The organism is Thalassoroseus pseudoceratinae (genome assembly GCF_011634775.1).
In the GTDB taxonomy this organism is placed as follows: domain Bacteria; phylum Planctomycetota; class Planctomycetia; order Planctomycetales; family Planctomycetaceae; genus Thalassoroseus; species Thalassoroseus pseudoceratinae.
On sequence record NZ_JAALXT010000007.1, the window covers coordinates 363,277 to 387,807 of the forward strand.

The 24,531-nt window shown below is 53.6% G+C and carries 20 protein-coding genes and 1 pseudogene; 12 read left to right on the plus strand and 9 right to left on the minus strand.

Translation table 11 applies throughout. From position 1 onward, the window contains the following. Nucleotides 1-29 precede the first annotated feature (29 nt). Nucleotides 30-1,430 (minus strand): sigma-54-dependent transcriptional regulator, encoded by a 1,401-nt coding sequence (locus G6R38_RS23905; RefSeq protein ID WP_166831303.1) that lies wholly within the window; start codon nucleotides 1,428-1,430, stop codon nucleotides 30-32. Nucleotides 1,431-1,752: 322 nt separating this feature from the next. Between G6R38_RS23905 and G6R38_RS23910 the strand changes: the two genes are divergently transcribed. Beyond that, the gene (locus G6R38_RS23910) at nucleotides 1,753-3,231 is read left to right on the plus strand and encodes a sulfatase (protein WP_166831304.1); all 1,479 of its coding nucleotides are present in this window, start codon (nucleotides 1,753-1,755) and stop codon (nucleotides 3,229-3,231) included. A 75-nt stretch (nucleotides 3,232-3,306) separates the two neighbouring features. Here the strand turns inward: G6R38_RS23910 and G6R38_RS23915 are convergent, their stop codons facing one another. Together G6R38_RS23915 and G6R38_RS23920 are read right to left on the minus strand one after the other, a co-directional pair. Next, on the minus strand, nucleotides 3,307-4,437 hold the full coding sequence (locus G6R38_RS23915; protein WP_166831305.1) for a M20 family metallopeptidase: 1,131 nt from the start codon (nucleotides 4,435-4,437) through the stop codon (nucleotides 3,307-3,309). A 240-nt stretch (nucleotides 4,438-4,677) separates the two neighbouring features. Then, nucleotides 4,678-5,391: pseudogene (locus G6R38_RS23920) on the minus strand (manganese catalase family protein); the annotation flags it as partial. 332 nt (nucleotides 5,392-5,723) lie between these two features. Here G6R38_RS23920 and bfr point away from each other — a divergent pair. Continuing rightward, nucleotides 5,724-6,203 carry a bacterioferritin gene (gene bfr, locus G6R38_RS23925; RefSeq protein WP_166831307.1) on the plus strand — a complete coding sequence of 160 codons (480 nt, stop codon included), beginning with the start codon at nucleotides 5,724-5,726 and terminating at the stop codon, nucleotides 6,201-6,203. Here bfr and G6R38_RS23930 read toward each other — a convergent pair. After that, nucleotides 6,167-6,403, minus strand: a complete 237-nt coding sequence (locus G6R38_RS23930) for a (2Fe-2S)-binding protein (RefSeq protein ID WP_166831308.1) — start codon at nucleotides 6,401-6,403, stop codon at nucleotides 6,167-6,169. The two genes, bfr and G6R38_RS23930, sit on opposite strands and share 37 nt — an antisense overlap. A 330-nt stretch (nucleotides 6,404-6,733) precedes the next feature. Between G6R38_RS23930 and G6R38_RS23935 the strand changes: the two genes are divergently transcribed. After that, complete coding sequence (locus tag G6R38_RS23935; RefSeq protein ID WP_166831309.1) at nucleotides 6,734-8,704, plus strand: hypothetical protein; 1,971 nt, start codon at nucleotides 6,734-6,736, stop codon at nucleotides 8,702-8,704. Nucleotides 8,705-8,722: 18 nt separating this feature from the next. On the opposite strand, the gene G6R38_RS23940 is transcribed toward G6R38_RS23935, so the two are convergent. Beyond that, nucleotides 8,723-9,589, minus strand: a complete 867-nt coding sequence (locus G6R38_RS23940; protein WP_166831310.1) for a right-handed parallel beta-helix repeat-containing protein — start codon at nucleotides 9,587-9,589, stop codon at nucleotides 8,723-8,725. Nucleotides 9,590-10,141: 552 nt separating this feature from the next. On the opposite strand from G6R38_RS23940, the gene G6R38_RS23945 reads away from it, so the two are divergent. The 8 genes from G6R38_RS23945 to G6R38_RS23980 all read left to right on the plus strand — a co-directional run bounded on the left by G6R38_RS23945 (nucleotide 10,142) and on the right by G6R38_RS23980 (nucleotide 18,626). Then, on the plus strand, nucleotides 10,142-10,417 hold the full coding sequence (locus G6R38_RS23945; protein ID WP_240928362.1) for an RNA recognition motif domain-containing protein: 276 nt from the start codon (nucleotides 10,142-10,144) through the stop codon (nucleotides 10,415-10,417). 342 nt (nucleotides 10,418-10,759) lie between these two features. After that, nucleotides 10,760-10,930 carry a DUF1328 domain-containing protein gene (locus G6R38_RS23950; protein ID WP_166831312.1) on the plus strand — a complete coding sequence of 57 codons (171 nt, stop codon included), beginning with the start codon at nucleotides 10,760-10,762 and terminating at the stop codon, nucleotides 10,928-10,930. Nucleotides 10,931-11,405: 475 nt separating this feature from the next. Beyond that, a complete protein-coding gene (flhA, locus tag G6R38_RS23955) occupies nucleotides 11,406-13,526 on the plus strand; it encodes a flagellar biosynthesis protein FlhA (protein WP_166831313.1) in 2,121 nt (706 codons plus the stop codon). Nucleotides 13,527-13,583: 57 nt separating this feature from the next. Then, a complete protein-coding gene (gene flhF / locus G6R38_RS23960) occupies nucleotides 13,584-14,933 on the plus strand; it encodes a flagellar biosynthesis protein FlhF (RefSeq protein WP_166831314.1) in 1,350 nt (449 codons plus the stop codon). A gap of 41 nt (nucleotides 14,934-14,974) precedes the next feature. Beyond that, on the plus strand, nucleotides 14,975-15,883 hold the full coding sequence (locus G6R38_RS23965; RefSeq protein ID WP_166831315.1) for a P-loop NTPase: 909 nt from the start codon (nucleotides 14,975-14,977) through the stop codon (nucleotides 15,881-15,883). Nucleotides 15,884-16,266: 383 nt separating this feature from the next. Further along, on the plus strand, nucleotides 16,267-16,533 hold the full coding sequence (locus G6R38_RS23970; RefSeq protein WP_166831316.1) for a hypothetical protein: 267 nt from the start codon (nucleotides 16,267-16,269) through the stop codon (nucleotides 16,531-16,533). A gap of 137 nt (nucleotides 16,534-16,670) precedes the next feature. Further along, nucleotides 16,671-17,447 (plus strand): FliA/WhiG family RNA polymerase sigma factor, encoded by a 777-nt coding sequence (locus tag G6R38_RS23975; RefSeq protein WP_166831317.1) that lies wholly within the window; start codon nucleotides 16,671-16,673, stop codon nucleotides 17,445-17,447. Between the two features lie 285 nt (nucleotides 17,448-17,732). Further along, entirely contained in the window at nucleotides 17,733-18,626 is an 894-nt protein-coding gene (locus G6R38_RS23980; RefSeq protein ID WP_166831318.1) for a RodZ family helix-turn-helix domain-containing protein, read from the plus strand. 70 nt (nucleotides 18,627-18,696) lie between these two features. Here the strand turns inward: G6R38_RS23980 and G6R38_RS23985 are convergent, their stop codons facing one another. Then, nucleotides 18,697-19,296: a Uma2 family endonuclease gene (locus G6R38_RS23985; RefSeq protein WP_166831319.1), complete on the minus strand. Its 600-nt coding sequence runs from the start codon at nucleotides 19,294-19,296 to the stop codon at nucleotides 18,697-18,699. 76 nt (nucleotides 19,297-19,372) lie between these two features. Beyond that, nucleotides 19,373-20,173, minus strand: coding sequence for an SDR family NAD(P)-dependent oxidoreductase (locus G6R38_RS23990; RefSeq protein ID WP_166831320.1), 801 nt, complete (start codon nucleotides 20,171-20,173; stop codon nucleotides 19,373-19,375). Nucleotides 20,174-20,844: 671 nt separating this feature from the next. Between G6R38_RS23990 and G6R38_RS23995 the strand changes: the two genes are divergently transcribed. After that, nucleotides 20,845-21,183 (plus strand): hypothetical protein, encoded by a 339-nt coding sequence (locus G6R38_RS23995; RefSeq protein ID WP_166831321.1) that lies wholly within the window; start codon nucleotides 20,845-20,847, stop codon nucleotides 21,181-21,183. A 172-nt stretch (nucleotides 21,184-21,355) separates the two neighbouring features. On the opposite strand, the gene G6R38_RS24000 is transcribed toward G6R38_RS23995, so the two are convergent. Together G6R38_RS24000 and G6R38_RS24005 are read right to left on the minus strand one after the other, a co-directional pair. Then, entirely contained in the window at nucleotides 21,356-23,059 is a 1,704-nt protein-coding gene (locus G6R38_RS24000) for a SpoIIE family protein phosphatase (RefSeq protein WP_166831322.1), read from the minus strand. Between the two features lie 108 nt (nucleotides 23,060-23,167). Further along, nucleotides 23,168-24,451 carry a glucuronate isomerase gene (locus G6R38_RS24005; RefSeq protein WP_166831323.1) on the minus strand — a complete coding sequence of 428 codons (1,284 nt, stop codon included), beginning with the start codon at nucleotides 24,449-24,451 and terminating at the stop codon, nucleotides 23,168-23,170. Between the last annotated feature and the right edge of the window lie 80 nt (nucleotides 24,452-24,531).

A 24,531-nucleotide genomic window follows, 5' to 3' on the forward strand; every position in this document is an offset into this window, starting at 1 on the left:
CTGAGTGAACGATGGAAATCGAAACCGGATTATTGAATCAATTGCTTTTCGCGTTCATACTCGATTTGGTATTTCTTCATTTTCTTATAGAGCGTCGTGCGGTTGATCCCGAGGGTACGGGCGGTGTTTTGACGGTTCCAACCGTTCGCTTCCAGAGCTTCCACGATGAGCTGGCGTTCCGGTTCGGCCATCGCTCGTTTGAGACTGCTGCCATTGGTGGGCAACTCGAAGTTCTGCTCGATGGTGCGATGACCGCGGATGGATTCCGGCAGATCGTTCATCGTGATTTCATCGGACTTGGACAGCACAACCGCCCGTTCGACGACATTGACCAACTCTCGCACGTTGCCGGGCCAATCGTACTGTTGCATGAGACGAATGGCCGCCGGGTCGAAACCTGAGACGTGCTTGCCGTTCTGCTCATTGAACTGGTTGAGGTAGAAATCCGCGAGCAGGGGAATGTCGCCAATTCGCTCCCGCAGTGGCGGTTGCACCATCGAGATCACGTTGATGCGGTAATAGAGGTCTTCGCGGAACTGGCCGGCTTTGACCATTTCTTCCAAGTCGCCGTTGGTGGCGAGAATCAATCGCACGTCGACTTTGTGCGTTTTGTTGCCACCGACCGGTTCAAACTCTTTGTCTTGCAGCACTCGCAAGAGTTTGACTTGCAAGCTGGGTGGGGCGGTTGCGATTTCGTCGAGGAACAAAGTGCCGCCGTTGGCCGCGAGGAATTTCCCTTCTTTATCCTGCGTGGCTCCCGTGAACGAACCCTGCACGTGACCGAACAACTCGCTTTCGAGCAGGTTCTCCGGCAACGCTCCACAGGCGACTTCCACGAAGGGTTGATCGCGGCGGTCGGATTGCTGGTGAATCGCTCGGGCGGTCATGGTTTTGCCGGTGCCGCTCTCGCCGAGAATCAGCACGGTGGTTTTCGTGTCGGCCACACTTTCGATGAGGTCGAACATCTTGAGCATTTTATAATCGTGCCCGACGATGTTCTTCATGCCGAACCGCTGATCGAGTTGGGCTTTGAGCGATTTGTTTTCTTCGACGATGCGACGTTGACCGATCGCCCGTTGGATGGCGAGTTGGAGTTCTTCGTCGATCACGGGTTTTGTGAGGTAATCGAAGGCCCCGAGCCGAATCGCTTCGACGGCACTTTCGATGGTTCCGTAACCGGTCAGCAGAATCACTGCGGTTTGTGGTTGTTCTTTGACGGCCCATTCGAGAAGGTGAAAGCCATCGGCGTCGGGCAGGTTGACATCGCAAATGACGGCTTCGAAACGGAAGTCCCGCATGCGGTTGATGGCGTCTTCGCAGGTGGTTGCGGTTTCGGTGCGATGACCGAGACTCCGCAAATAATCAGCCATTGCTTCGACGATATGACGGTCGTCATCGACGACCAGCAGCGAACCTTGGGCGTGTTTCATGGTGAATCTCTCAAAGGGTGTCGCCTCGCCGTCGGCAATCCGACTGGGCAAGGAAAATCAGGTGGTGTTAATCTTGGTGCATACGACATCCGAGCCAGGCGGCTAAACCGCCGGTGCGTCGTCCATGTTGTCTATCGTGCTGGTTGCTTTTCGAGAGGGTGCACAAACCTAGGCCACAGGTTGCGGTTGGTCAACAATTTTCTCTTTGCGCGCGTTGGGTTTCGCCAACAAGTTGCCGAAACGCACTCGATTCGTGTTGAATTGGAACCACATCCCGATTCGTGTATCGTGAGATGAGTCCTTCATTTAACGGATTGGAATTATGATTACACGCGCTCAAAGTGGTTGGTGGCTGGCTGTTTCCTGCTTGGTCTTCGGATCAACGTTAGCGGCGGGGGAGACACGGAACGTGGTCTTCTTCCTTGTTGACGATCTCGGCTATATGGACATCGGGGCGAACAACCCTGATTCGTTTTACGAGACACCGAACATCGATCGTTTGGCCGCCAGCGGGATGCGGTTCACGAACGGCTACGCTGCGAACCCGGTGTGTAGTCCGACGCGGTACAGCATCATGACCGGGAAATACCCCTCACGAGTTGATGCCACGAATTACTTCTCCGGCAAACGTAGTGCCCGCTTTGAACCGGCTCCGTTGCACGACCAAATGGATCTCGATGAAGTCACAATCGCCGAGACGTTGAAGGAGCACGACTATCACACCTTCTTCGCCGGCAAATGGCATCTCGGACCAACGGAAAAGTATTGGCCGACGAAGCAGGGGTTCGATGTCAACAAGGGCGGTTTCTCACGCGGCGGTCCCTACGGACCCGGCAAATACTTCGTGCCGTATGGTAACCCGCGACTCGAAGACGGACCGAAAGGCGAACACCTGCCGGATCGGTTGGCCAGCGAGACGGCGGCATTCATCCGCGAACATAAAGACGAACCATTCCTGACGTACTTGGCCTTTTATTCGGTGCACACACCGCTCATTGGTCGCCCGGATTTGGTCGAAAAGTACAAGAAGAAAGCCGAGCGTTTAGGACTAACCGACAAAGAAGCCTTCGGTCCCGAAGAACAAGTTTGGCCGACGAAAAAGCCACGCCGAGTCCGCACGTTGCAGGCTCATGCGGTCTACGCGGCGATGGTCGAAGCGATGGATGCGGCTGTCGGGAAGGTGTTGAAAGAACTCGACGAGCAAGGTTTGACGGATTCAACCGCGATCTGTTTCATGTCCGACAACGGCGGCTTAAGCACGTCAGAAGGTTCGCCGACTTCGAATCTCCCGCTGCGTGGCGGGAAGGGTTGGATTTATGAAGGCGGTATCCGTGAACCGTACATCATCCGTTGGCCCGGTGTCGCGAAACCGGGCAGCGTGTGTGACGAGCCGGTCACCAGCACCGACTTCTATCCCACGATTCTGGACATGCTCGGTCTACCGCTCCAACCAAAACGCCATCTGGATGGCGTGAGTTTGGTGCCGTTGCTCAAAGGAAAAGAGCATCTCGATCGCGAGGCGTTGTTCTGGCATTATCCGCACTACCCCAATCAAGGCGGCTTCCCCGCTGGTGCAATTCGCATGGGCGATTGGAAACTCATCGAACGCTACGAAGACGGACGACTCCACCTCTATAACTTGGCTAAAGATATCGGTGAACAAAACGATGTCGCCGACGAATACCCCGACCGCGTGAGCGATATGCGGCAACGGTTACACAAGTGGTATTCCGAAGTCGATGCGAAGTTCCTTCGAGCCAAGAAGAACGGCCCGGAACCTTGGGCACCGAAACTAAACTGAGTTTGGGATTCGCAATACAGTGTGCCACGGCTCACAGGGCCGTGGCACACTGTATTGTTTCGTTTTGACAGATCGTCAGCAGCACCATTTGCGGATGGCGTAGGAGAACGCGTTGGCTCCGCGTTTGAGCTGGTCCAGGGCGATCCATTCGTCACGGGTATGGGCCTGGGCAATGTCCCCCGGCCCCCAGACGACCAAGTTATCCAGTTTCTCCCCAAGAACAGAACCATCGGTTCCGTAAGAGACCGTGCTTGATCGTTCGCAGTCGGCCAAGTCGCAGAGTTCTTTCACGAATTCGGAATCCGGAGAGGTATAGAACGCCGAACCGTCCACGCGGACTTCGAATTCCAAACCGTTTTCCTCCGCGACCGCACGGGCACGGTTCAACCACACGCTGGAGTCTTGGCCGGGCATCGTTCGCATGTAGATCGTACAGACACTCTGCGGCGGAGTGATGTTCACGGCGGTGGTGTGGTCGTTGATTCCCAAGTTCATCGAAACCGTCGGCGGGTCGAACTCGTCATTTTGCCATTGGGGATCGGTTTCGGTTTCCTCGTAAATGGCTTTCATCTCAACGAGGAACGGGATCATCGCCCAGTTCGCGTTGAGTCCCTTGTTCGTGCTGGAATGTGCGGCCACGCCCCGTGAGACGGCATGGAATCCGCAACTCCCCTTGTGTGCGTGCACGACTTTCAGCCGCGTGGGTTCGCCGATAATTCCGTTGATCTGTTGTTCGGCCATCTCCTGGTAGAGTTCCGAATGCCGAACGACCCGTCGAGCACCGTGATAGCCAACTTCCTCATCGGCGGTTGCGGTAATGTAGATCGGATGTTGCAGGTCCTTCCCGGAAAACCGAGACGCCGCCTCTAGCATGCAGGCCAACGAGCCTTTCATGTCGCAACTTCCGCGACCGTACAGTCGGTTGTTGTGAACATGCGGATCAAACGGCCCATGCGTGTCGCTGTGCCAATCGGTGACGGGCACGACATCGGTGTGGGCGAAGAACCCGAGGCCGCCATCGCCGTCACCTTTTTTGCCGATGATATTGCACTTGAGAACACCGTTGGCATCCTCGTACTCAACGCGTTCGGTCGTGAATTCCAGCTTGAGTAGCAGGTCTTCGACATAATCACTGACGGCGACATTCGACACCGAACTGGGTGACTCAAACGCAATCAGGTCTTTGGTATATTGTAGCGCATCCATGGTTCGCTCGATATTGATCGGGAATGAACTCCGTGCTCCAGCGTCCGTCACCGGACGCAGATGATTCTCTACCGCAATCATCCCCGATGCAACCACCAGCGGCGTTCACAGTTCCTGTTTTCAAAGTCGAAACGAAACCTCACTGAGACGCTTGACAAAAGTACTCCAAGAAAAAACGCGTCGGGCATGGAACTCCCGACGCGTTTGCAACTCATGATTGATAATTCGTTGGATCTAACGCCCGTTCTTCAGAGCGGCGAAGGCTGGGTTATCGACGATTTCCCAATTGTCGCCAGTGTTCCACGGACCGGTTTGGTCTTCGCCCAAGTCGCCCTCGCCAGTGGAATCGTTGTAGTATTTGTTGACGTATTCGTCATCAATCGGCATTTCGCCAATTTCCAATGGACCTTTCGACATACTTTCCAAAGCTTTGCCGAAAGCTTTCATGTGCGTGATTTCCCGCGTCATTAGGAACTTCAACGCATCTTTGGTGCCAGCGTCATCGGTTTGATTGATGAGCCGTTCGTAAGTGATCTTCGCCCGCGCTTCCGCAGCCATGTTCGATCGCAAATCGACCTCGAGTTGACCACTCACTTTGAGGTAGTCCGCGGTCCACGGGTTGCCTTGCGAGTTATTCAGCGAGATTCCACCGCCACCGACGATGCAAATGAGCGGGTCTTGCTCGGCCGACTCGGCTTCCTCACGCAATGGTTTAAGGTGCATTCGAGCCAGCTGCCCGATCACTTCGAGGTGGCTCAGCTCTTCCGTGCCGATGTCCATGAGCAAGTCTTTGCGAGCGGGGTCTTCGCAGTTCATTCCTTGCACACTGTATTGCAATGCCGCCGCCAGTTCTCCGTTGGCACCGCCGAATTGCTCTAACAGCATCTTCCCAAAGACTGGGTCAGGCTCGCCCACGTTGACTGTATACATGAGTTTTTTGACGTGATGATACATCGGTTCCTCCGCTCGAAGATTCTAATTCAGTCGTTGTACGTCGTTGCACAACGTTCCAGCACCACATCGCAAACACTATGCCGACAGCGTTTTCGCCGCCAAAGCCGGAAATCACGCGGGATTTGTGGTACTCGCAGAACCAGATTGGTTGAAGAACCGTCACAAAGCGTGAGTTTAGACGTGTTCTCAGCACGAGAGCAGCCACGCCAGAGACAATGTTTCAATCAAGGAAAAAACGGCTTTTCGGTCGGTATCACGCTAGTTCCGAAAACCGGCGTTGGTCTACAATTTGGCCGAACGTGATCGAAACTCTTGTGTTAAGGAGAGACACCGTGAAAGGCGATTCTGAAATTATCGATGCCCTGAATGCCGGGCTGACCATCGAACTGACCGCCATCAACTTGTACTTCATCCACTCGAAGATGTGCCGCGACTGGGGTTACAACACGCTCGCGAAGCATTTCTATGATGAGTCGATCGAGGAAATGAAGCACGCGGAATACCTCATCGACCGCATTTTGTTCTTAGAAGGCGTGCCGGAAATTGCCCGCTACGATGTGATTCGAGTCGGTGATACCGTCGAAAAGCAATTGGCCAATGCGTTGGAGTTGGAGCTGAAAGCCGTCTCAACCTATAACGATGGCGTGAAATTGGCCGCCGACAAAAAAGATGCCGGCAGCAAAGAGATCATGGAGCGAATTCTGGTCGAAAGCGAAGAGAGTGTCGACTGGACCGAAACCCAGCAACACGTCATTTCGGAAGTCGGAATCCAGCTTTATCTCAGCACACAGACTGGTGGACCGGCTGAGTGAGATGTGGTCGCCGCGTGAGCTTGGGAGGTCGCCAGCATCGCACCGATGCGTCGTCGACATCCCATGCAACCGGTGCCGGCTCCTGTGGAGTTCATCACGCAACCAACGGTCCGAACCATTCCCGTGGAGATGGCTCCACGAACTTCGGATTCCGTCACACCCAAGCAGTGACAAATGAGTTTGTCTGAGTGATGAGACATATTCCGATCCTATCGGAAAGGCCATTCGCGTTATTGCGGATGGCTTTTTTTATGGCAAGTGGCCGTGGGATTCACCCGGGCAGCCAACTTGGTTGGGAAGAATCGCTACTGAGATTCAGTCTCAGCAAGAATTATTCTATTGGTTCATCGACCATCGTCAATGCAAAGTTGCAATTTTTTTGATTCGGTCTGATTTTCCGGAGTCTTCGCCGGCCAGCGACACGGAAATCCGCGTTGACCATTTTCGGTTCTCCTGAGAGAATCCCCGCCGTTGGCCATCGCACCATGCGCCACGCGAGATCGTAAGTCATTCCAGTGGAAGGATTTCCCATGACCAGCGGCAAGGACGTCGCCCGCCCGTTTGATGTCAGTCTTGATGAAAGTCCCGAAACACTTGATTTCACCGCAGCAGTGAACCCTTCCCGATCCGCCGATCCCATGATGGCCCGACGCGAGGTGTTCGCCGACCGCGATACACCGGAAGTCTTCCGATCGGTTTGTCATCGCCACGAAATTTGGCGAGATGATCCTTACGACGTCGCCACCATCCATGCAGCGGCGCGTCAGGAATTTGAGCGGTTGATGACCCGAACATCCGGCACGAATCCGGAGTCCAACGCTGGTCGGATTCTCCTGATTCTGGGGGAATCCGGAGCGGGGAAAACACACCTGATGCGGGTCTTCCGCAACCATGTGCATTCCTCGAAAACCGGTTACTGCGGTTATTTGCAGATGACGTCCGCCACCGACGATTACAGTCGGTATGTGCTCAGCAACATCATTGACTCGCTGGACCAACCCTATTGTGAGGGCGAATCCACGCTGTCCGGATTGATGTCGCTGTCGAATGCATTGGTCGAAATTCCGTCGTCCGTATTGCGACGCGAACGGGAAAGTCTCCGCGAAGATCGCTTCAGCGACCGGGACTTGGCGAAGTTCATTCAACAAATTGCGGATTTGATCATTGAGGACGAACGCTATTCCCGCTGTGATGTCCACCTCATTCAAGCGTTGATCTACTTGCAACGTGAGGAACCGCGGATCAAAAGTCGTGTGCTGAGTTACTTGCGGTGTGAAGCACTCTCCGACCACGACCGAGAAATCCTTGGTGGCATGGTTCCACGGACGGACGTGGATCGCACGATCGAAGCTCTCGGCCAACTAATGTGGTCGTTGCAGAAAATGTCGCTCGTGGTTTGCGTCGACCAACTCGAAGACATGGCCAACCTCGACCGCGATGCCGAACGGTTCCGTCGAGCAATGACGACCGTGTGTTCACTCGCCGAACGGGTGCCGTCATCGGTGTTTGTCATTTCTTGCCTGGAAGACTTGTATCCACCACTCCAGCAAAGTTTGACGCGGTCCTACGTCGACCGAATTGAGCACGATCCCGAACCCATTCGGCTCGAAAGCCGACGATCAGGTGAGGAAATCCTCGGGCTCGTCGGGAAGCGATTGGCGCATCTCTATGCCTGTGATCAAGTTCCATTCGACGAGCAAATCCCGACCGATCCGATTCCGGTGCATCAATTGGATGCCCTGGTCAACACACGGACCCGTGACATTCTTGATTGGTGTCGGGATTATCGACGGGCCGTATTCACCGGCGTGATTCAGCCCGGCGAAGAATTCCAGCCCGAACCTGTGGAGATTTCGCCGGCTCAATCCGTCGTGACGCCTGAACCAACGATGTCTGCATCCGATTTGGAAACTTCGGTTGTGGGTCTGACACAGTTGTGGAACGACGCACTTGCCGCACACAACGAACCGACCACGGATGACGACGACCAACTCGCTCGCCAGTTGGCCGAAGCGGTCGAACGCTGCGGAGCGGAACTGCCCACACCGACGCAGTTTCAATCTTCGGTCGATGGTTGGTTGGTGCGGATCGAAAATGCCGACCTGCCACCACTTCTGATCGGCTTGTGCAATAAATCGCCGCAGGGCGGGGCACTGAGTCGCCAAGTTGGGACGGTGCAAAAACTCGCTGGCGATGCGGTTCCGATTCTGGTCCGGTCAACCGAATTCCCGGACAACCCTCGCACGAAAATCGCGAAGCAAATCGGGCAGATTCTCGATGCCGGCGGTCGCCAGATTGTCGTGGAAGACTCCGATTGGCGTGCGATGCAGGCGATGCGGACCTTCGAGCAAGTTCACGCGAACGATCCCGGCTACGCCGAATGGTTGAAGGTCGAGCGACCACTCACTCGGCTGAAATCACTTCGTTCCGTGCTGCCGTTGGATCAACTCGCCCAGGCATCCGCTTCGCCGCAAACGGAACAAGTCCGTCGGGCCGCATGATTCCGGCCGTCGCACCGGTTACTTCTCGACAACCGGTTTCGGCGAAATGTTGTCTTCGCTGTCGATCCGAATTCCACCACGTTCGCGAACAAGGACGGAATACGCACCGTTCTTGTTCGCGGTGACGTTTTGCAGATTCGCCGAAGACGATCCGCCCACGAAAATGCCCGCCCGTCCGTTTTCCTCACTGACCACATTGCGAAGTGTGACACCGCGACACAGATCGTGCAGGTTCACACCGTCGATTCGCCAATGACGAATGATGAGGTTTTCAACCACGACGTTCTCCACATCATAAAGCGTCAAACCCGTGGTTCGTCCCGCGATGCGAAGATTCAATTGGGCCGGTTCCACCAAGCGGTCCGTGCCGAGATAGATCGAACCGTTGCGAACGGTCCACTGATTCGGTTTCAAGTCCGATTCTCGCCCGGGTGGCGTCTCGACACGTTCCAACTTCGTATCGCCATCGGCAAAGAGCAGGTAATAACCTTTGCGATTGGGCGTGAATCGCCACAGTGTGGGGTCGAGTCGGGTCCATCGTTGCAGCGGAATTGGTTGGGAGCCGTCAAGGATCGCCCCGTGACCACGCAGTACGAACGGTAACGGGCCGAGACCACGAAACCGATCACCCGTCAACGAGATCGGCGAACGATACGGAACACCTGTGTTCGCCAAGTGCAAGATGTCACCCGGCTTACACAACGACAAGCCCCGTGTGATCGAGCGAACCGGCCCACGTGTGGCACTGATGATTTCCCCGGCATGACCGTCGAACGCATCATTGCCTTGCCGATTGTTCACAAAGACCTCCGCCGCGGAACACGGCGCGATCGCGAGCAGGCAGAGTAAGGAAGCGGCGGCAGCGGATTGAAGTCGAGATTTCACGGCAGACACTCGTCAAAGATTCCATGGAAGTGCAGTCGATCTTGCACCGGATCTATCAGTAGGGATCGGCACGATTCCCAAATGGACCAGCCGACATTCCCCAATCGACCACCAAAACAATGAGAGCCCGGCGAAATCAGCGGTCCGAACCGAGCTACTCACCGCGTCCAAACATTCAGACAAGTGAACATAAGCTGGAAAATTGTAAAAAACGGAACAAATGGTCTGTGCGTTCTGGAATTCAGGGATTATGATAGCGTCTAAGCTGTCGACAAGGGTTGGCAGCGAATTGAGATTATCTCCAATCAGTCCAACTCGTTCGGAATTGTACGACAGGTCAACGAACTGCGAGTACTCTCGCTGGCGGAAACCAGTTTGACATTTAGTCCGAGGAATTATGGTCAGCGACTTTTGGATGAGGTCGGCAACGCGTCGGGAGTGTGGCCAACCTATCGGATCGGTTCGTGGTGGACCGGGGCGGTTGGGTATTGATCTCAACGACCACTTTGTTTTGTTTGGGGCTCCATAAGCCCACAGAGGATGAGAATGAGCATGAATTTGTTTGTAGGCAACTTGCCCTACTCCACCACGGACGACGAATTGCGAGAAACCTTTAGCCCCTATGGCGAAGTGACTCGTGCACAAGTGATTAATGACCGGGAAACCGGCCGCAGCCGCGGTTTCGGCTTTGTCGAGATGGCATCGGGTGGTCAAGAAGCCATCGATGCATTGAACGAAGCGGATCTCGGTGGGCGTCCTTTGAAAGTCAACGAAGCTCAACCACGTGAAAACCGTCCACGAGGCGGCGGTGGTCAACGACGGTACTAAGCCCACCTGTTGACTGAGACCAAAACCTTGGCCGTCCCGACCGGCCAAGGTTTTTTCATGCGCTTTCCGAAAGATCCTGGCTGTTTCGGAACCACTCTGAACTTTCACCGATCGAAAACGACGGCCGGTTCCTCGCCATTCCAATACCCCAAAAATAAAAACAACGGTTTTCCCTGGCGGAAACCGCGTTTTTTGGATAGCCGCCCAACTTTGGCACGCAAGGTGCTTTACCAACACTCAACAGGCGAGCAACTCACAACAAACATTCATGAGTTGCTCATTTCACAAAATGGTTGCCGTTTCCAAGCGTCGACTTAATCGTACAACTGATGAGGTGATCACATGTTGGGTTGGGCATTGACTTTTCTTATTATCGCGTTGATCGCGGCTGTCTTCGGCTTTGGTGGTGTTTACGCCGCTGCATCGGGAATCGCTAAGATTCTGTTCTTCGTCTTCTTGGTATTGTTCGTTGTGAGTTTGATCATGGGTCGTGGCCGAACGCCGACCGTCTAACGCTGAATTACAGAACTAAGATTTCAAAGACGACCGAGCAGATTCCACTGTCTCGAACAGCGAGGAAATTGCACGACCACAACAGGCCGGTCTCAAGAGCCTGATTCAACATAGATCACAGCCCCGTCTGGTAGCCATTCCAGGCGGGGCTGTTTTGCTTTTGCCGATGCCGTAATCCGCCTATATTAATGTAGTTTTGACAACCTTGTAGAGATGACAAGCCAAGCTGTCGGTTTTTCAAAGATTCTACTGAAACCTATCTGGACGACTTCGAAAAGATTGTCTAAATAGCGTCTCGCCCATTCGGGCTGACTCTCTCTCAGATCAATTAACCAATCCTATCACTCATCTTCTGAACGCTTTTTGTTTGGAAGAAACTCAATTTGTCATTCGTACAAATCGGAAACCTGCGGCAAAACTGCCCAGATCTCTGCGATGAAGTTACGTCTTGGCGAATTGAACGTTGGAGATTCCTATGTCATCCGAGGCAACCGTTGGCTGGAGAGGATTTGCAGCCCAGCAACGGGGATATCTCGTACCGATCTTCATCATCTCGTCAGTGCTGATTCTATTCGCACCACTGCCGCCGATGGTGATGGACCTCTTGCTAGCTTGCAATGTCACACTGTCTGTTTTGATTCTGTTGACAACGATCTACGTCGGGAAGCCACTCGACTTTTCTGTTTTTCCGACCATTCTTTTAGGGACCACACTCGCTCGACTAGTCCTCAACGTTGCCTCGACAAGACTTATCTTGTCCGGTGCCGAGAACCGAGGAACGGCAGCGGCTGGTCAAGTGATTGAAGCCTTTGGACGATTCGTCTCAGGCGACAATGTTGTGGTCGGTGTGATTATCTTCACGATTATCGTCGTGATTCAATTTGTTGTGATTACTAAAGGTGCGACTCGCATCAGTGAAGTGACTGCACGGTTTGCATTGGACGGCATGCCGGGCAAGCAAATGGCGATCGATGCCGACTTGAACGCCGGCCTGATCAACTCCGATGAAGCACGAAGCCGACGCGAAGAAGTCGCGGAACAAGCAGACTTCTACGGTGCCATGGACGGTGCTAGTAAGTTTGTTCGAGGCGACGCCGTTGCAGGCATTATTATTACACTGATCAACATTGCTGGCGGTTTGTACGTTGGCATGATTCAACTCGATATGGATTTTGGTCAAGCCGTCGAAGTCTTTACCACATTGACAATTGGCGACGGACTAGTCTCACAAGTTCCAGCATTTCTGGTCTCTCTCGCGGCGGCATTGATTGTCACGCGAACATCCAGTACCTCAAACCTATCTCACGACGTTCTATCTCAAGTCTTTGGACATGCTGAATCACTCATACTCTCGGCCGCCTTTCTCGCAATTCTATCAGTCACCGGATTGCCCTTTGTACCTCTCATGTGTCTCAGCTTGGCTTGTGGACTATTGGGTCGACAAGTCCTTCGCGGGCAAGCCACTGCTGAAGCCGATAGCGCAGAAAACCCAGACGAGCCAGTCGATGACACTCCTCAAGAACCGAAGTTGGAAGACGAGCTTACTGTTCCACCACTCGAACTCGAACTTGGTGTGGGACTAGTCCCACTCGCAGACCCGAACTCGGAACACGACCTCACCGACCGCATTAAGCGAGTCCGCCAAATGCTAGCCCAAGAACTCGGCATTCTTCTTCCAAACGTGCGGATTCGCGACAATGTTCTACTGAACCCAAACTCATACCGAATTAAACTTCGGGATGTCCCGATTGCTCAAGCGGAACTCCAGGTGGAAGGGTATCTAGCAGTAGATACCGGTGGTGTGACCGCACCCGTGCCTGGCATTGACACCGTTGATCCTGCATTCGGACGCGAAGCAAAATGGATTGAACCCGCATACAAGGACCGAGCCGAACTCTTTGGGTATCACGTTGCCGAGCCGTCACTCGTGCTCACGACACACCTTCTCGAAGTCATTCGGAAACATAGTAACGAGCTACTCACTCGACCACTTGTTTATGAACTCTTGGAACACCTCAAAGAACAGTCTCCGAAGCTCGTCGAAGACTTGATTCCACAGCCACTTTCAGTACCGGCCTTGCATCAAGTCTTGCGAAACCTACTGCGAGAACGAATCGCCATTCGCGATCTGGAAACAATTCTCACAGCACTGGGAGACTATGTTTCCAAGACTGAAAACCTCGATGTTTTGACAGAATACACACGACTCGCATTAGCACGCAGCATCTCACAGAAGTATCGAGATCCGAACGATGGAGTGTTGCGAGTCGTGACTTTGGAACCGGGTGTGGAGAACATCTTTGCATCCGCACTACAGTCGGGAGACCAAGGACTGCGATTGGATGTGGCTCCGCAAATTGCCGAAGCATTCATTCGGGCTTTGGCCGATCAGCTTCAACAGTTTGAAATTCGTGGTAGCCATCCGGTTCTCGTCTGCGGCCCTGCAATTCGCTCCGGAGTCAAGAAGCTAACCGAAGCCGACCTGCCAAGTCTCGCAGTACTGAGTACAAATGAAATCATGCCTGATCTTGATATCGAAGCCGTTGGACAGGTAGCACTGGAAAGCTTGCAGGGTGTGGCCGCCGCATCCAAGTAAGCCGAGACGACGAACAGCAGGACACGGAATCCGTAACACTAACAGGAACTTGAAACGATGGCTGATGTTCGCACTTTCCGGGCAGCAACAATGCGAGACGCGTTGCAGATTGTCCGTGATGAGATGGGTGCCGATGCTGTCATCCTACACACTCGGCAAGTGGAAACGAAACGACGGTTGCCATGGAGTCGGCCGCAGGAAGAAGTGGAAATCACAGCCGGTCGGGATCTGAATGTCCGTTCGAGCAATGCAAACCGTCCTCGACCATATGCAGTAAAGCCAGTTCAACGACCAGTTGAAACAACCAAAAAGGCCGCGACAACACAACCGAAAACGTCTCCAACTGTTAGCCAAGACCAAACAACAGCCAAGCCGCCACAGAAAACGCCAGAGACGTTTCGAGACACACATGTCTCAGGGCGTATTCAAGCGACTAGTGTTCTGAACAACGTTCAGCAATCCTCACCCAGTTACGATGCAATTCAAGAACAGCTCAACGCGATTCAGAAGATGCTGAAAGACTTAGGGATTGGCCCTTCGGCAGTTTCTAATTCTCCTAAGACAGATCGTTCTGAAGTTCTGGAAAGTCTCTATCAACGACTTTTAGCTGAGGATGTTGATTCGGAGATTGCTGATGATCTATTGAATGGACTAGAACAAGAGGCCACACCAGCCATCTTGAATGATGCGTCCGCAGCAACGGCGTTGTTGACCGCTCATGTCGAACGACGGCTGAAGATCGGTTCCCCAATGACGGTGCAACCTGGCAAGCGGAAGGTGGTGGCTCTCGTCGGGGCAACCGGCGTCGGTAAAACAACAACCATCGCAAAACTCGCGGCTGATTTCCGCCTCCGCGATGGAATTCGGATGGGGCTAGTCACAGTCGACACATACCGTATTGCAGCAGTCGAACAACTTCACACTTATGCAGAGATTCTTGATCTTCCAATGAAAGTGGTGACGAATCCGCTCGAAATGCGACGGGCTCTCGACGAGTTAGCCGGTCTTGATCTGGTCTTGATCGACACAGCCGGACGGAGCCCACGGGATGAACTGCAAATTCAGGAACTCAAACGATTGCTAGCCGCAGCGAACTGTGATGAGGTTCAACTCGTTCTGAGTGCGACAGCGAGTTCGCGAAGTCTGCTAGCAACGGCGAAACAATTTCAAGCGGCAAATGCCACATCAATCATCCTCAGCAAACTTGATGAAGCGTCTCAACTGGGACCTTTGCTTTCGCTGGCGGATACAGTTGACTTGCCACTGAGTTATTTGACGACGGGTCAAGATGTGCCTGATGACATTGAACCGGCTCAAGCGGATCGAATGGCTCGGCTTATTCTCGGTCGGGATCGAGTCTCACGAGCACCACGGATGCGTCAGTCTTCGGATGCGGTCGTACAATAACGAGATGTGGTTCGAAACTTGTCAACTACTAGGAATCAACGATGAGTGATCAAGCGAAGGCACTTCGAGGGTTGATGGAGCGACATCAATCGTCGAGTGACCGATGGACGAAGACACCACCGGTGACCGCTCGTCATGCGACTAGTATCGCGATGACAAGTGGAAAAGGTGGTGTTGGAAAAAGTCATCTCGCTTTGAATCTCGCCATTCAACTTGCCAAGACCGGATCGAAAGTTCGATTGTTCGATGCTAACTTTGGTCATGGTAGCCCGGAACTACTTTGTGGATTAAATGCCTATTGGAATCTTCGGCATGTGCTTGTTGGCTCTCGATCTCTCAAAGAAATTATGCTAGACGGCCCTTACGGTGTGCAGATCGCGCCGGGGTGTGGCTGTCTCTACGAAGCTGATGAGTTTCCACGGGCTGCCTTCGAGAGCTTGTCATCACAGTTGAATTATTTTGAACAGTCCGACGACTTTTGGATTTTTGATATGGGTTCGGGTTTGAGCCGGGCGGTCCGGCGAGTTGCGTCACAGATGGATATGGCCTTCGTCGTCTCGACACCGGAACCCACGAGTCTAGCCGACGCCTATGCGACAATTAAGTCACTAGCCGCGGTTGAGAATCCACCAGAGATTGAAGTCATTGTGAATCAAGTCGAAAGTCTCTCTCAAGCTGACGAGATTTCCGATCGACTTCAACGGACTGTCCGAACGTTCTTGCAGACCAAACTCAATTTCGCCGGCTCTGTTCCAAAGGACCCGGAAGTGGTAACAGCGACTGTCGACCAGGAGCCGTTCTCGCTTGCGAGTCCTCAGAGTCCTGCGGCGTTGGCGGTTGGTCGAATTTCGAGAAGACTTCGGCGACTCCGTGAAGACGGTCGGTCGCGTGGACGTCTGAGTACGTTCTTGAAAGAACACTCAGAGCAAACGATGTTAGTCCCTAGTTAGTCGATTGAATGAACCAGGATTGATCCTTGTTGCGAGCTTGGATCAGTCTTTGATGGTTAGAACGGCAAACGGATTGTTGTTCCGTGATGCGTTTGGTGTTCTGATCATGATGACACTGAGACACTGATGACGGAACCTCTCTCACTCACTACTACTCAATACCCCCCAAATTGTTTTCGGATTGTCTTCGTCTTGAGGATGATGACAGAGAAGTTGCGTACCCAACTGGGTTTCAATTGTTGAAATAGTTGATTTGCGGAAAGTTTGCTGATTGTTCGGGAAATGATGAATGTGACGAGTCGATTCGGCCGATTATGGATAAGGTCCGAGATTCTAATGTTCGACCGATTCAGCAACGGTGTGGATTCGTCGGAGGTTTTCGATTGAGTTTACATTTCGCATTTCAAATGGCATTAATCGCATTTGCGACAGTCACCTTGAAAGCTGTTGTTAGTCGAGCGGATCTCGAAGGTGCATTGACATCCGCGTTACTCACCGGGTTGGCGTTTGCGGGCCTGGGACTAGTCACCGGCGAGTTGGCTCGTCGAATCGTTGAGGAACAAGTTCAAACGGAGTTTGAAACATGGAAATCAACCCACTTGAGTGAGCTTTCCAATCCTCAGGAAGACAGCAACGACGCTAATTCCTGACATCGGAACACTCACGTTTGAAAACAACAACCGAGTATTCTACTCGGCTTACTTAACCGGATGCTCAGGCACGATGCCTAGCCGATCGTTTTTCCGAGTTTCGGATTCGCGATCCATAGACCACCACGGAGGGGAGAATGGCGACCAAGGTCACCGAGGACGTCACGGAAGTATGGCACGCTTACAAAGCCGACCTAACCGACAAAGTACTGCGGAACCGTTTGATCGAACGGTATTTGCCGCTGGTCCGCTACAATGCGGAGAAGGTTTGGTCAAAGCTACCTGAAGGTGTGGACCTAAACGACCTGATGTCGGCTGGAGTCTTCGGCTTGATGGATGCGATCGATGCCTTCGACATGGATCGCGGCGTGAAGTTTGAGACTTACTGCGTCCCCCGTATTCGTGGGGCCATGCTTGATGAACTTCGGACGATGGACTGGGTTCCTCGACTCGTCCGAAGCAAGGCGAGCAAACTTGAAGCGGCTCGCAAGGAAGCTGAGGCAGAAGCCGGGCGTCCGCCGACAGATCAAGAGATCGCCGGCAAGATGCAGCTTCCACTGCCTGAGTTCGAGAAACTCAAGAGTGAGGCCAGTGCGGTCAACCTCGTGAGTCTCAACAAGAAGTGGTATGAGACCGACTCCTATAAAGATGTTCGAGAGATTGACATCCTCGAAGATCAAAAGGGCGAGGACCCCACGCTTGGGCTGCAAAAACGCGATCTGATGAAGCTCGTGACTAAGGGGCTCAATCGGAATGAACGGTTGATTATCATTCTGTATTACTACGAAGAACTGACGATGAAAGAAATCGGCACCACGCTCGGTTTGTCGGAAAGTCGCGTCAGTCAAATGCACTCCAGCATCGTAGCTCGGTTGAAAGATCAATTGGGTCGTCGGCGTCCTGAGTTCGGCTAAACGATGATCCGATTTCTGTGTCTGCGGTGGACGCGAAGAAGCCATTGTGTCCTGGCCTTCACGAGGCGTCACCCGTTCCCATCAGAAGTCAACTGCCTTAGGAATCCTCTTAGCGCAATCGTGGAAACACAATTCGTCCGGTGACGTGTATTCGTGCGTGCTCCAACCCCGCTCCGTGGCGGGGTTTTCTTTTTGCGCTCGTCCTGACGGCAATCCTGGTAGCGATGCGTTGTTGATCTGGTAGAATGGGAATATCTTTCCACTGTTCTCAGCGGGTTGTCTCCAATGGTTCACCGAACACTTCTGATCTTCGTTGTTGTTTTCAGCTACGCTACAAGCGTGTCGGCTCAGATTCGGGAATGGAAGAGCGGTGACCGGACTGTGCGTGGGCAGTACGTGGGCATTCGGGGGTTGAATGTTGTCATCGTGAATTCGGAAGGCGAAAAACAAGAATTGCCTTACTTTTTGCAATCATCGTCGAGCCAAGCCTTCGTCCGCGAGCAGCTTCGCCGCAAGGACGATCTGGACTTGCTTCCGAAAGCCGGTGCGGAACGGACTTGGACACAAAATAACGGCGTGACCTTTGCCGGTCGTTTGGCCGGTGTGGATGAGAATTACGTGTTCATCTTAACTGATGGAAACGTTCAAGCCGTCGACAAAGCCCGTTTGAGTCGCCTGGACGTCGTGTTCGCGGAAGACGCGATTCGGGATTTGGAACGCGGAAACGGCTCCGAACCCCCGCCTGAGGAGACACCGGCAATAACCAAGCCGGAGAACACCGATAGCCCGAGTAAAACTCCAAACGAGACGAACGACGATTCCTCACCACCGAGTTCGACGGACTTCTTCAACGGAAGCAATCCGATGCCGGCGACCGAGGACGAAGACTCGAACACCGCAGCACCGTCGAATGGCGAGGATTCACCAAATCGGACGGCACGTGAAGAATCTCGTCGTAAGGCCATGGCGTCGGTCGCGTCGCAACGGCCGTTCTACGTTCCGCCTTCGAATGATGTCAAATCGTTCAACACCACAATAGACGTTAATGCAAATGGTGCCGTGACTTACGGCGGATCGGGCGGTGGATTGAACTTCATCCAAATCGTGGCGATTGTCCTCACGATCGCCGCCATCGCTGCTGTTGCCATGCAATATACCGGCCAACGAAAAGCGAGTTAAACCGTTTGCGGGGCGTCACGAAACAGAGTCCGCGACGATCGAGAGTCGACTGCTTGAAAAACGAAGTGGCCTACGAGTCCGCTTGTTTCCGACGGTGACTCCACCATTCCGGTTCTTTGAACAAGTTCTCAATGGGAATTTGGAACGAAGGCACCACGGAGTCGCCGAATAACGTTTCGTGTTCACGCAGCCGTTTTGACGGACGATTCTTTTGATAACGGTGGACTTGGCATTCTTCCGTATCGATCACCCAGATGTGTTCCACGCCGCGTTCCAAATACCGTTTGACGCGTGCCCCCATGGCTATGCGACGATCGTTGGTCGAGGCGATTTCAACAACCAACGCGGGAATGGATTCGGAAATCGTTTCATCGAGTTCGCTGAACCATGTGCTTCCGCGAAAGTAGCTTACGGCGGGGCTCAGAACCGTATCGGGTTGCCGCTGCACGACGATCAATTGATCGAAACACGCATACCCATGCGGACCGTCCGCGTCTCGACTGGCATCCGCGAAGGCTTTCGACAAGTTCAGCACGGCGGTTCCATGACGATCGTCTGGCGGTTCCAAGCGGACGGTGTCGCCAGCAATCAGTTCAATCCAGCGTCCGCCATCGGGAAGATCAAACCGGTTGGCGGCAAATTCTTCGGCGGTCATCGTTGTGTGAGGCATAGGCCTGGTCTCCTCGACAGTCACGAATTGCGTTGACATTATACCGAACCGGGCGGTCGGAGTCTGGGTTGGGATTTCAGCCGCCGAGACTTTCTTCGGGAATCGGCCAGTTAATGCCCGCGGACATTCCGCCGTCCACATAGATCGTTTGACCGGTCATGAATCGGGAGGCATCGGACGCCAGGAAGATTGTTGCTCCGACCAAGTCGTCCACCTCACCCAGCCGACCAAGCGGGGTATTGCGTTCTCCCCACGCGCGGATTTTTTCGTCGGACCACAGCTTGTTGGTCAGGTCGGTCAGGATAAAACCGGGAGCCAATCCGTTCACGCGAACGCCTCGCGGTCCCCATTCCAATGCCAGCGAGCGGGTCATCATGGATAGACCGGCTTTGCTCATCGCGTAGGGAGCCACTCCCTTGAGCGGGGCGTACGTGTTGAGCGAATCGATGTTGATCTGCACGCCATCGCCTTGTTCGATCATCTGCCGACCGACCGCTTGCGAAAGCAGAAACGCTCCCTTCAAGTTGATATCGAGAATGAAGTCGTACTCGGCTTCCGTGAAACTCTCGACACGTTTTCGCTGGTTCACGCCTGCGACATTGACGAGCACGTCAATCCGCCCGAACTCTTGGACGGTTTGCGAGACCAATTCATCAATCTGCTCGGAATCCGAAACGTCACAAGCGATTGTGTGAACCGGATTCTCGGAAGAAGATATCGCCGCTGCTGCGGTTTGCAGCGTGTCGGAGTTGCGTCCGGTGATGATGACTTTCGCACCCCGCCGAGCAAACCCGTTGGCCAAGGCCAACCCGATTCCGCGACTCCCGCCGGAGACCAGCACAACACGATCGGAGACTGAAAATAACGTGTCGGTCATGAAAGGTTTCCCGTATGTGGATGCGATTTTTCTGCGAACCATCTTGGCCCATTTGGCTTCCGAAGGGTAGGGCGTGCGGTTCGCGTGGTGAAAAAAATTTTGACACCACGAACTTCGCGGTTCTAATGGAGTAGTCCGAAACAGCCCGCCGGGGCGGTTTGGCAAAACGGTCCCGTCATCTGGATTCGGAAGTCAACGCATCTCGACAGACTCTTTTCTTTTTGGAGCGAGGAGACATCGCGTATGAAATTGACCCATTGGTTGACGCTGTGGCAATCCAATTGGCAACCCGCACTTGAAGCAACGGCCAACGCGTCGTTCTCGGGTTTCAACCGATTCCTCAAACACCCGTCCGGTCAGATGAGATATCTGCAGGAAGAGAGGTCACGGAGACCTGTGACAAACGCACGGAGTCAACTTCCAATGACGGCCCGATCCGTCCGTCCAACCGATTGATCGCGTCGGGAAGAATGGTGGCATAATCCTTGTAATCGGTAAGGTTGACCGAAGCTTCGTGTTTCAAGTTTTATACAAAGCGTTCGAGTTTGCTTAACCGCTGAAATGATGGCAAATTACCCTGTCGGTTTTCCCCGACCGATATCAGGGAGCTTTCCAAGCACGGACTGCCCGAGATTGAATCGAGCCGACGCACTGGAAAGGTTGAAGCTCTCATGTCAGATGATTTTCAGGCCACCGAACTTCTTGTCGACCGTCGAACTGGTCAGGATCGCCGATCGAAAGGCGATCGGGTTTCTCAACTCAAACAAGAAGGTTCCGCACCAACCCCGGAACGTCGTCAGAAAGTTGAACGTCGTCGCCAGATCGATCCCACGACCTGCGAACGCGACTACTCCGACGACGAAATCGAGTTCATGCGAGCCATGGACGAATATAAACGAAAAAGTGGCCGACAATTCCCGACTTGGAGTGAAGTCCTCGAAGTTTTGCGAAGTGTCGGATATCGAAAAGTCGCTGAGCCAACGGAAATTTTGCCCCAGGCAAATTCCTAGAGCAGCTGACTTTCGATCGTAGCGGGTTCTGTCTCGTGGAGATCAGGAAACGACGGTTTTTTCGAGTCCATCGCGGACACGGAAGACCGTAATACGGTCGAGGACTCGCCAATTCGATGTTCACAGTTCAACCGGAAAGCCGTCACAATTTCGTGGCGGCTTTCTGTTTTGGTTAGGCGTCGCGGCCGAACGTCATGATGGTGATGTCGTCGTTCTGCGGTCGCCCATCGGCGTGCAAACGCACATCCGCGAGTAACGACTCGCCAAGAGTCCGCGCGTTCGGGCTGCCCTCACTGACGAACTTCACCACGCGGTCTTTGCCGTAGAGATCACCGTTGGGATTCATGGCTTCATCGACCCCATCGGTCACAATCACCACCGTGTCGCCCGGTTGAATCGAATGGGAGACGACATCGTAGGGGTAGTCTTCCATGATCCCAATGGGGATTCCGATCGTCTCGTCCGGGAACTCCTCCGTTTTCCCATCCGCATGACGGATAATTGGCGACATATGACCGGCATTCGCGAGGGTCATTTCGTTGGTGGTCAAGTCGATGATGACCAACACGTACGTCACGAATCGACCTTCGACCATGTTCGAACACATATGCCGATTGATCGCATGGATGGCTTCACCGGCATCGTTCAAGAATGGGACGATATTCTGAACGCAACTGGCGATCCGTGACATAATCAACGCACCCGGCACACCTTTGCCGGCGACATCGCCGAAGGACAAACAGATTTTGTCTTCGCCGAGCATGAAGGCGTCGTAGTAATCCCCGCCGACTGCCTGGGCCGAATCGTACGACGCGAAAAACTGCCACCCTTCGACCTCAGGCAAACATTCGGGCAGCAAAGCCCGCTGCACTTTGCGGGCAATTTCCATCTCGCTGTCTTGCTTCATTTTTTCGAGATGAGATTGCAACAGCCGTGCGTTCTCAAATGTGATCGCCGCTTGACCAGCGACGGCCTGCAAGAGGTCTAAATCATCGCGCGTAAATTTTTGGAACGGGTTCAGCGTATCGATGTTGATGACGCCGAGAACCTCGCCGTCGAGATCGAGCATCGGTACGCACATCAACGAACGGATGCTCAAGTTGGCAATGGATTCGCTGGCTTCGAATTGGGTGTCGCTAGCGGCGTCGGCGGAAAGCACACCAGTTTTTTCGTCGATCACTTTCCGAAGGATTGTTCGGCTGAGTTTGACTGTGGAGTCTTCCCCTTCGCGACGATGCCGCTGATGAGTGGGCAACATTTTGCCGTTGTGCGGATTCTTGACGAGAATGCTCGCCCGGTCGGCGTGGGGGAAAATCTCGAAGAGCGTATCGACCATTTTCGGCAGCATTTGCTTCGGGTCGACGGTACCCGCCAGACTCAAAGTGATATCGATAACGCCTTTGAGTTTCTTCTCCGGCTGAATGTTGAGAACGCCGAAGCCGCTGCTTGTCGCGACGGAATCGACGATGTTTGTGTTTGTTGGATCGTCGTCTTCGGTGAGAAAATCATCCTCGGACAGTTCCGGCGTCTGGGCAAGTGGGCGGTTTCCGGGACGATCGGGTCCGTCGGGGCGTTGTCCGCCCAACGGGGCATCGGCTTCGTAACGAATCAAGATTGGACCCAGTTTGACCCGGTCGTCGTGTTGAAGTTCCGTTTGGCCTTCAACTCGTTGCCCGTTCAAGAACGTCCCGTTGCCGCTTACGTTGTCCTCGATGTACGCTTTGCCGTCGGCAAATGTCACTTTCGCATGCAGACGGGAAACCATGTTCGACTGCAATTGAATCGTACACGTTGGCAATCGGCCGAGAGTGGTTTCACCGTCCTGCAAGCGGTACGGCTTGGCCTCTCCACTTTGCAAAACGACCAGTGTTGCCATGGTAAGCCCTCATTCAACGGGTTCTGTCAGATTGTGGGCCGAAACGGTCCGCCCACAATCTGATTCAAAAGCCTGGATCGCCATCGAGCGTGTCGATTATATCAACCATTATGGCCGAGCGAAAATCCGTTCGGGGTTTCCTCGCAGAACCAGTTGGCCCAATGCAATCGCCCGTTCCTCACTCCAGCCGCGAGCCACCACGAAATCGTCCGCCAGAACCTTCGCCAAGACCCGGCGGTACATGGCAAATTTCGGCAAGGCGAACTCCAGTTTATACATATCGCTGTAGTAGCCGATTTGCTTCGTCTGCGGGACCGCTTGCAATCGGGCCTTCGTGTCTTGCTCGATATGTACCGGAATATTCGAGTACCACCAGTGCCCGTTCGTCACCACGTTCGGGAAAATCCAGGCGTAACTGACGAGTTCTTGATTGCTCGTCGCAGCCAACACCGAAATCGGGAACGTGACATCCGGGAATGCGTTGAGCAAGTCGCGATATTGAATCAGCGAGACACGGGAATCGTACAAATCCTGACCTTGGAACACGCCGTCTTCGTAGACTCGGCGATTGACTCCGATCATCAAATCGAATGGCAGCTTATGTTCCGAGCAGAATTGGGCCAGGGTCCAGAAGACGAATTGGCTGGAAATCACTTGTTCGTCGCTGGTGAGCTCGCGACCGGATTGCATGGCCTGCAGGATTGGTTCCATCGTTGAGGAGTCAACGGCGGCCGGCGAGAACGTTGGCGGAATGGAAATCGCACATGCCCGAGCACCACGCGACGTGAAATGCTCGAACAGTTGGCCGATGGCTTTCACCAACGCACTGCAATCGCTGAGTTCCACACCGGTCGCTTTGGAAAGCCGTTCACGGACGGTGGGCTTGGCCAAATGGAACACCAAATCGTCGGTCCGCAGACAGGGCACGTACCGGTTGGAATCGAAACCTTCCAACGGGTCGTCGAATTCGTTGGTGAGATAGACCTGCTCCAACTTGCTGTGCTTGAGGACTTGGTCTTCCCAATCCGGCTCGGCCATTTTTGCGGTGGCGGTGTCGTAAAGTTTTTCCCAGTTATCGGTCGTGATGCGTTCACCTTCGAAACCGAAGAACTCTTGGCACATTTCCACCAGCCAACTGACTTGGATTGTGTTGTCCAAGTCGCCGAGTTTCTCGACTAACCGGCCGACTTTCTCTTTCGGGTCCAAGCCGGGTTCTTCAATCTGCGATTTCGGCAATCCCGCCGAGTGCGCCAGTTCCGTGTAATAGTGATACCCCATGATATCTGCCAGCGTTTCCGACGCCGGTGCATGAGGGTTGATGTGCGTGTGCGGATCGATCAGAACCAGAGATTCGAGTTCCGTGAGGATGTTTTTTGCAAGCTGAACCGACATGAAAGACCATTTCCGATGGTTGAGAGAGCATTCTCGGAATGTCGAACCGGAAAAAAACAAACCGGTCGACCACCAAACGT

Bases quoted from the DNA above. Each gene is read 5' to 3' on its own strand.
- G6R38_RS23905 (WP_166831303.1), bottom strand. From the start codon at position 1,430: ATGAAACACGCCCAAGGTTCGCTGCTGGTCGTCGATGACGACCGTCAT.
- G6R38_RS23910 (WP_166831304.1), top strand. From the start codon at position 1,753: ATGATTACACGCGCTCAAAGTGGTTGGTGGCTGGCTGTTTCCTGCTTG.
- G6R38_RS23915 (WP_166831305.1), bottom strand. From the start codon at position 4,437: ATGGATGCGCTACAATATACCAAAGACCTGATTGCGTTTGAGTCACCC.
- G6R38_RS23930 (WP_166831308.1), bottom strand. From the start codon at position 6,403: ATGTCTCATCACTCAGACAAACTCATTTGTCACTGCTTGGGTGTGACG.
- G6R38_RS23935 (WP_166831309.1), top strand. From the start codon at position 6,734: ATGACCAGCGGCAAGGACGTCGCCCGCCCGTTTGATGTCAGTCTTGAT.
- G6R38_RS23945 (WP_240928362.1), top strand. From the start codon at position 10,142: ATGAATTTGTTTGTAGGCAACTTGCCCTACTCCACCACGGACGACGAA.
- G6R38_RS23950 (WP_166831312.1), top strand. From the start codon at position 10,760: ATGTTGGGTTGGGCATTGACTTTTCTTATTATCGCGTTGATCGCGGCT.
- flhA (WP_166831313.1), top strand. From the start codon at position 11,406: ATGTCATCCGAGGCAACCGTTGGCTGGAGAGGATTTGCAGCCCAGCAA.
- flhF (WP_166831314.1), top strand. From the start codon at position 13,584: ATGGCTGATGTTCGCACTTTCCGGGCAGCAACAATGCGAGACGCGTTG.
- G6R38_RS23965 (WP_166831315.1), top strand. From the start codon at position 14,975: ATGAGTGATCAAGCGAAGGCACTTCGAGGGTTGATGGAGCGACATCAA.
- G6R38_RS23975 (WP_166831317.1), top strand. From the start codon at position 16,671: ATGGCGACCAAGGTCACCGAGGACGTCACGGAAGTATGGCACGCTTAC.
- G6R38_RS23980 (WP_166831318.1), top strand. From the start codon at position 17,733: ATGGTTCACCGAACACTTCTGATCTTCGTTGTTGTTTTCAGCTACGCT.
- G6R38_RS23985 (WP_166831319.1), bottom strand. From the start codon at position 19,296: ATGCCTCACACAACGATGACCGCCGAAGAATTTGCCGCCAACCGGTTT.
- G6R38_RS23990 (WP_166831320.1), bottom strand. From the start codon at position 20,173: ATGACCGACACGTTATTTTCAGTCTCCGATCGTGTTGTGCTGGTCTCC.
- G6R38_RS23995 (WP_166831321.1), top strand. From the start codon at position 20,845: ATGTCAGATGATTTTCAGGCCACCGAACTTCTTGTCGACCGTCGAACT.
- G6R38_RS24000 (WP_166831322.1), bottom strand. From the start codon at position 23,059: ATGGCAACACTGGTCGTTTTGCAAAGTGGAGAGGCCAAGCCGTACCGC.
- G6R38_RS24005 (WP_166831323.1), bottom strand. From the start codon at position 24,451: ATGTCGGTTCAGCTTGCAAAAAACATCCTCACGGAACTCGAATCTCTG.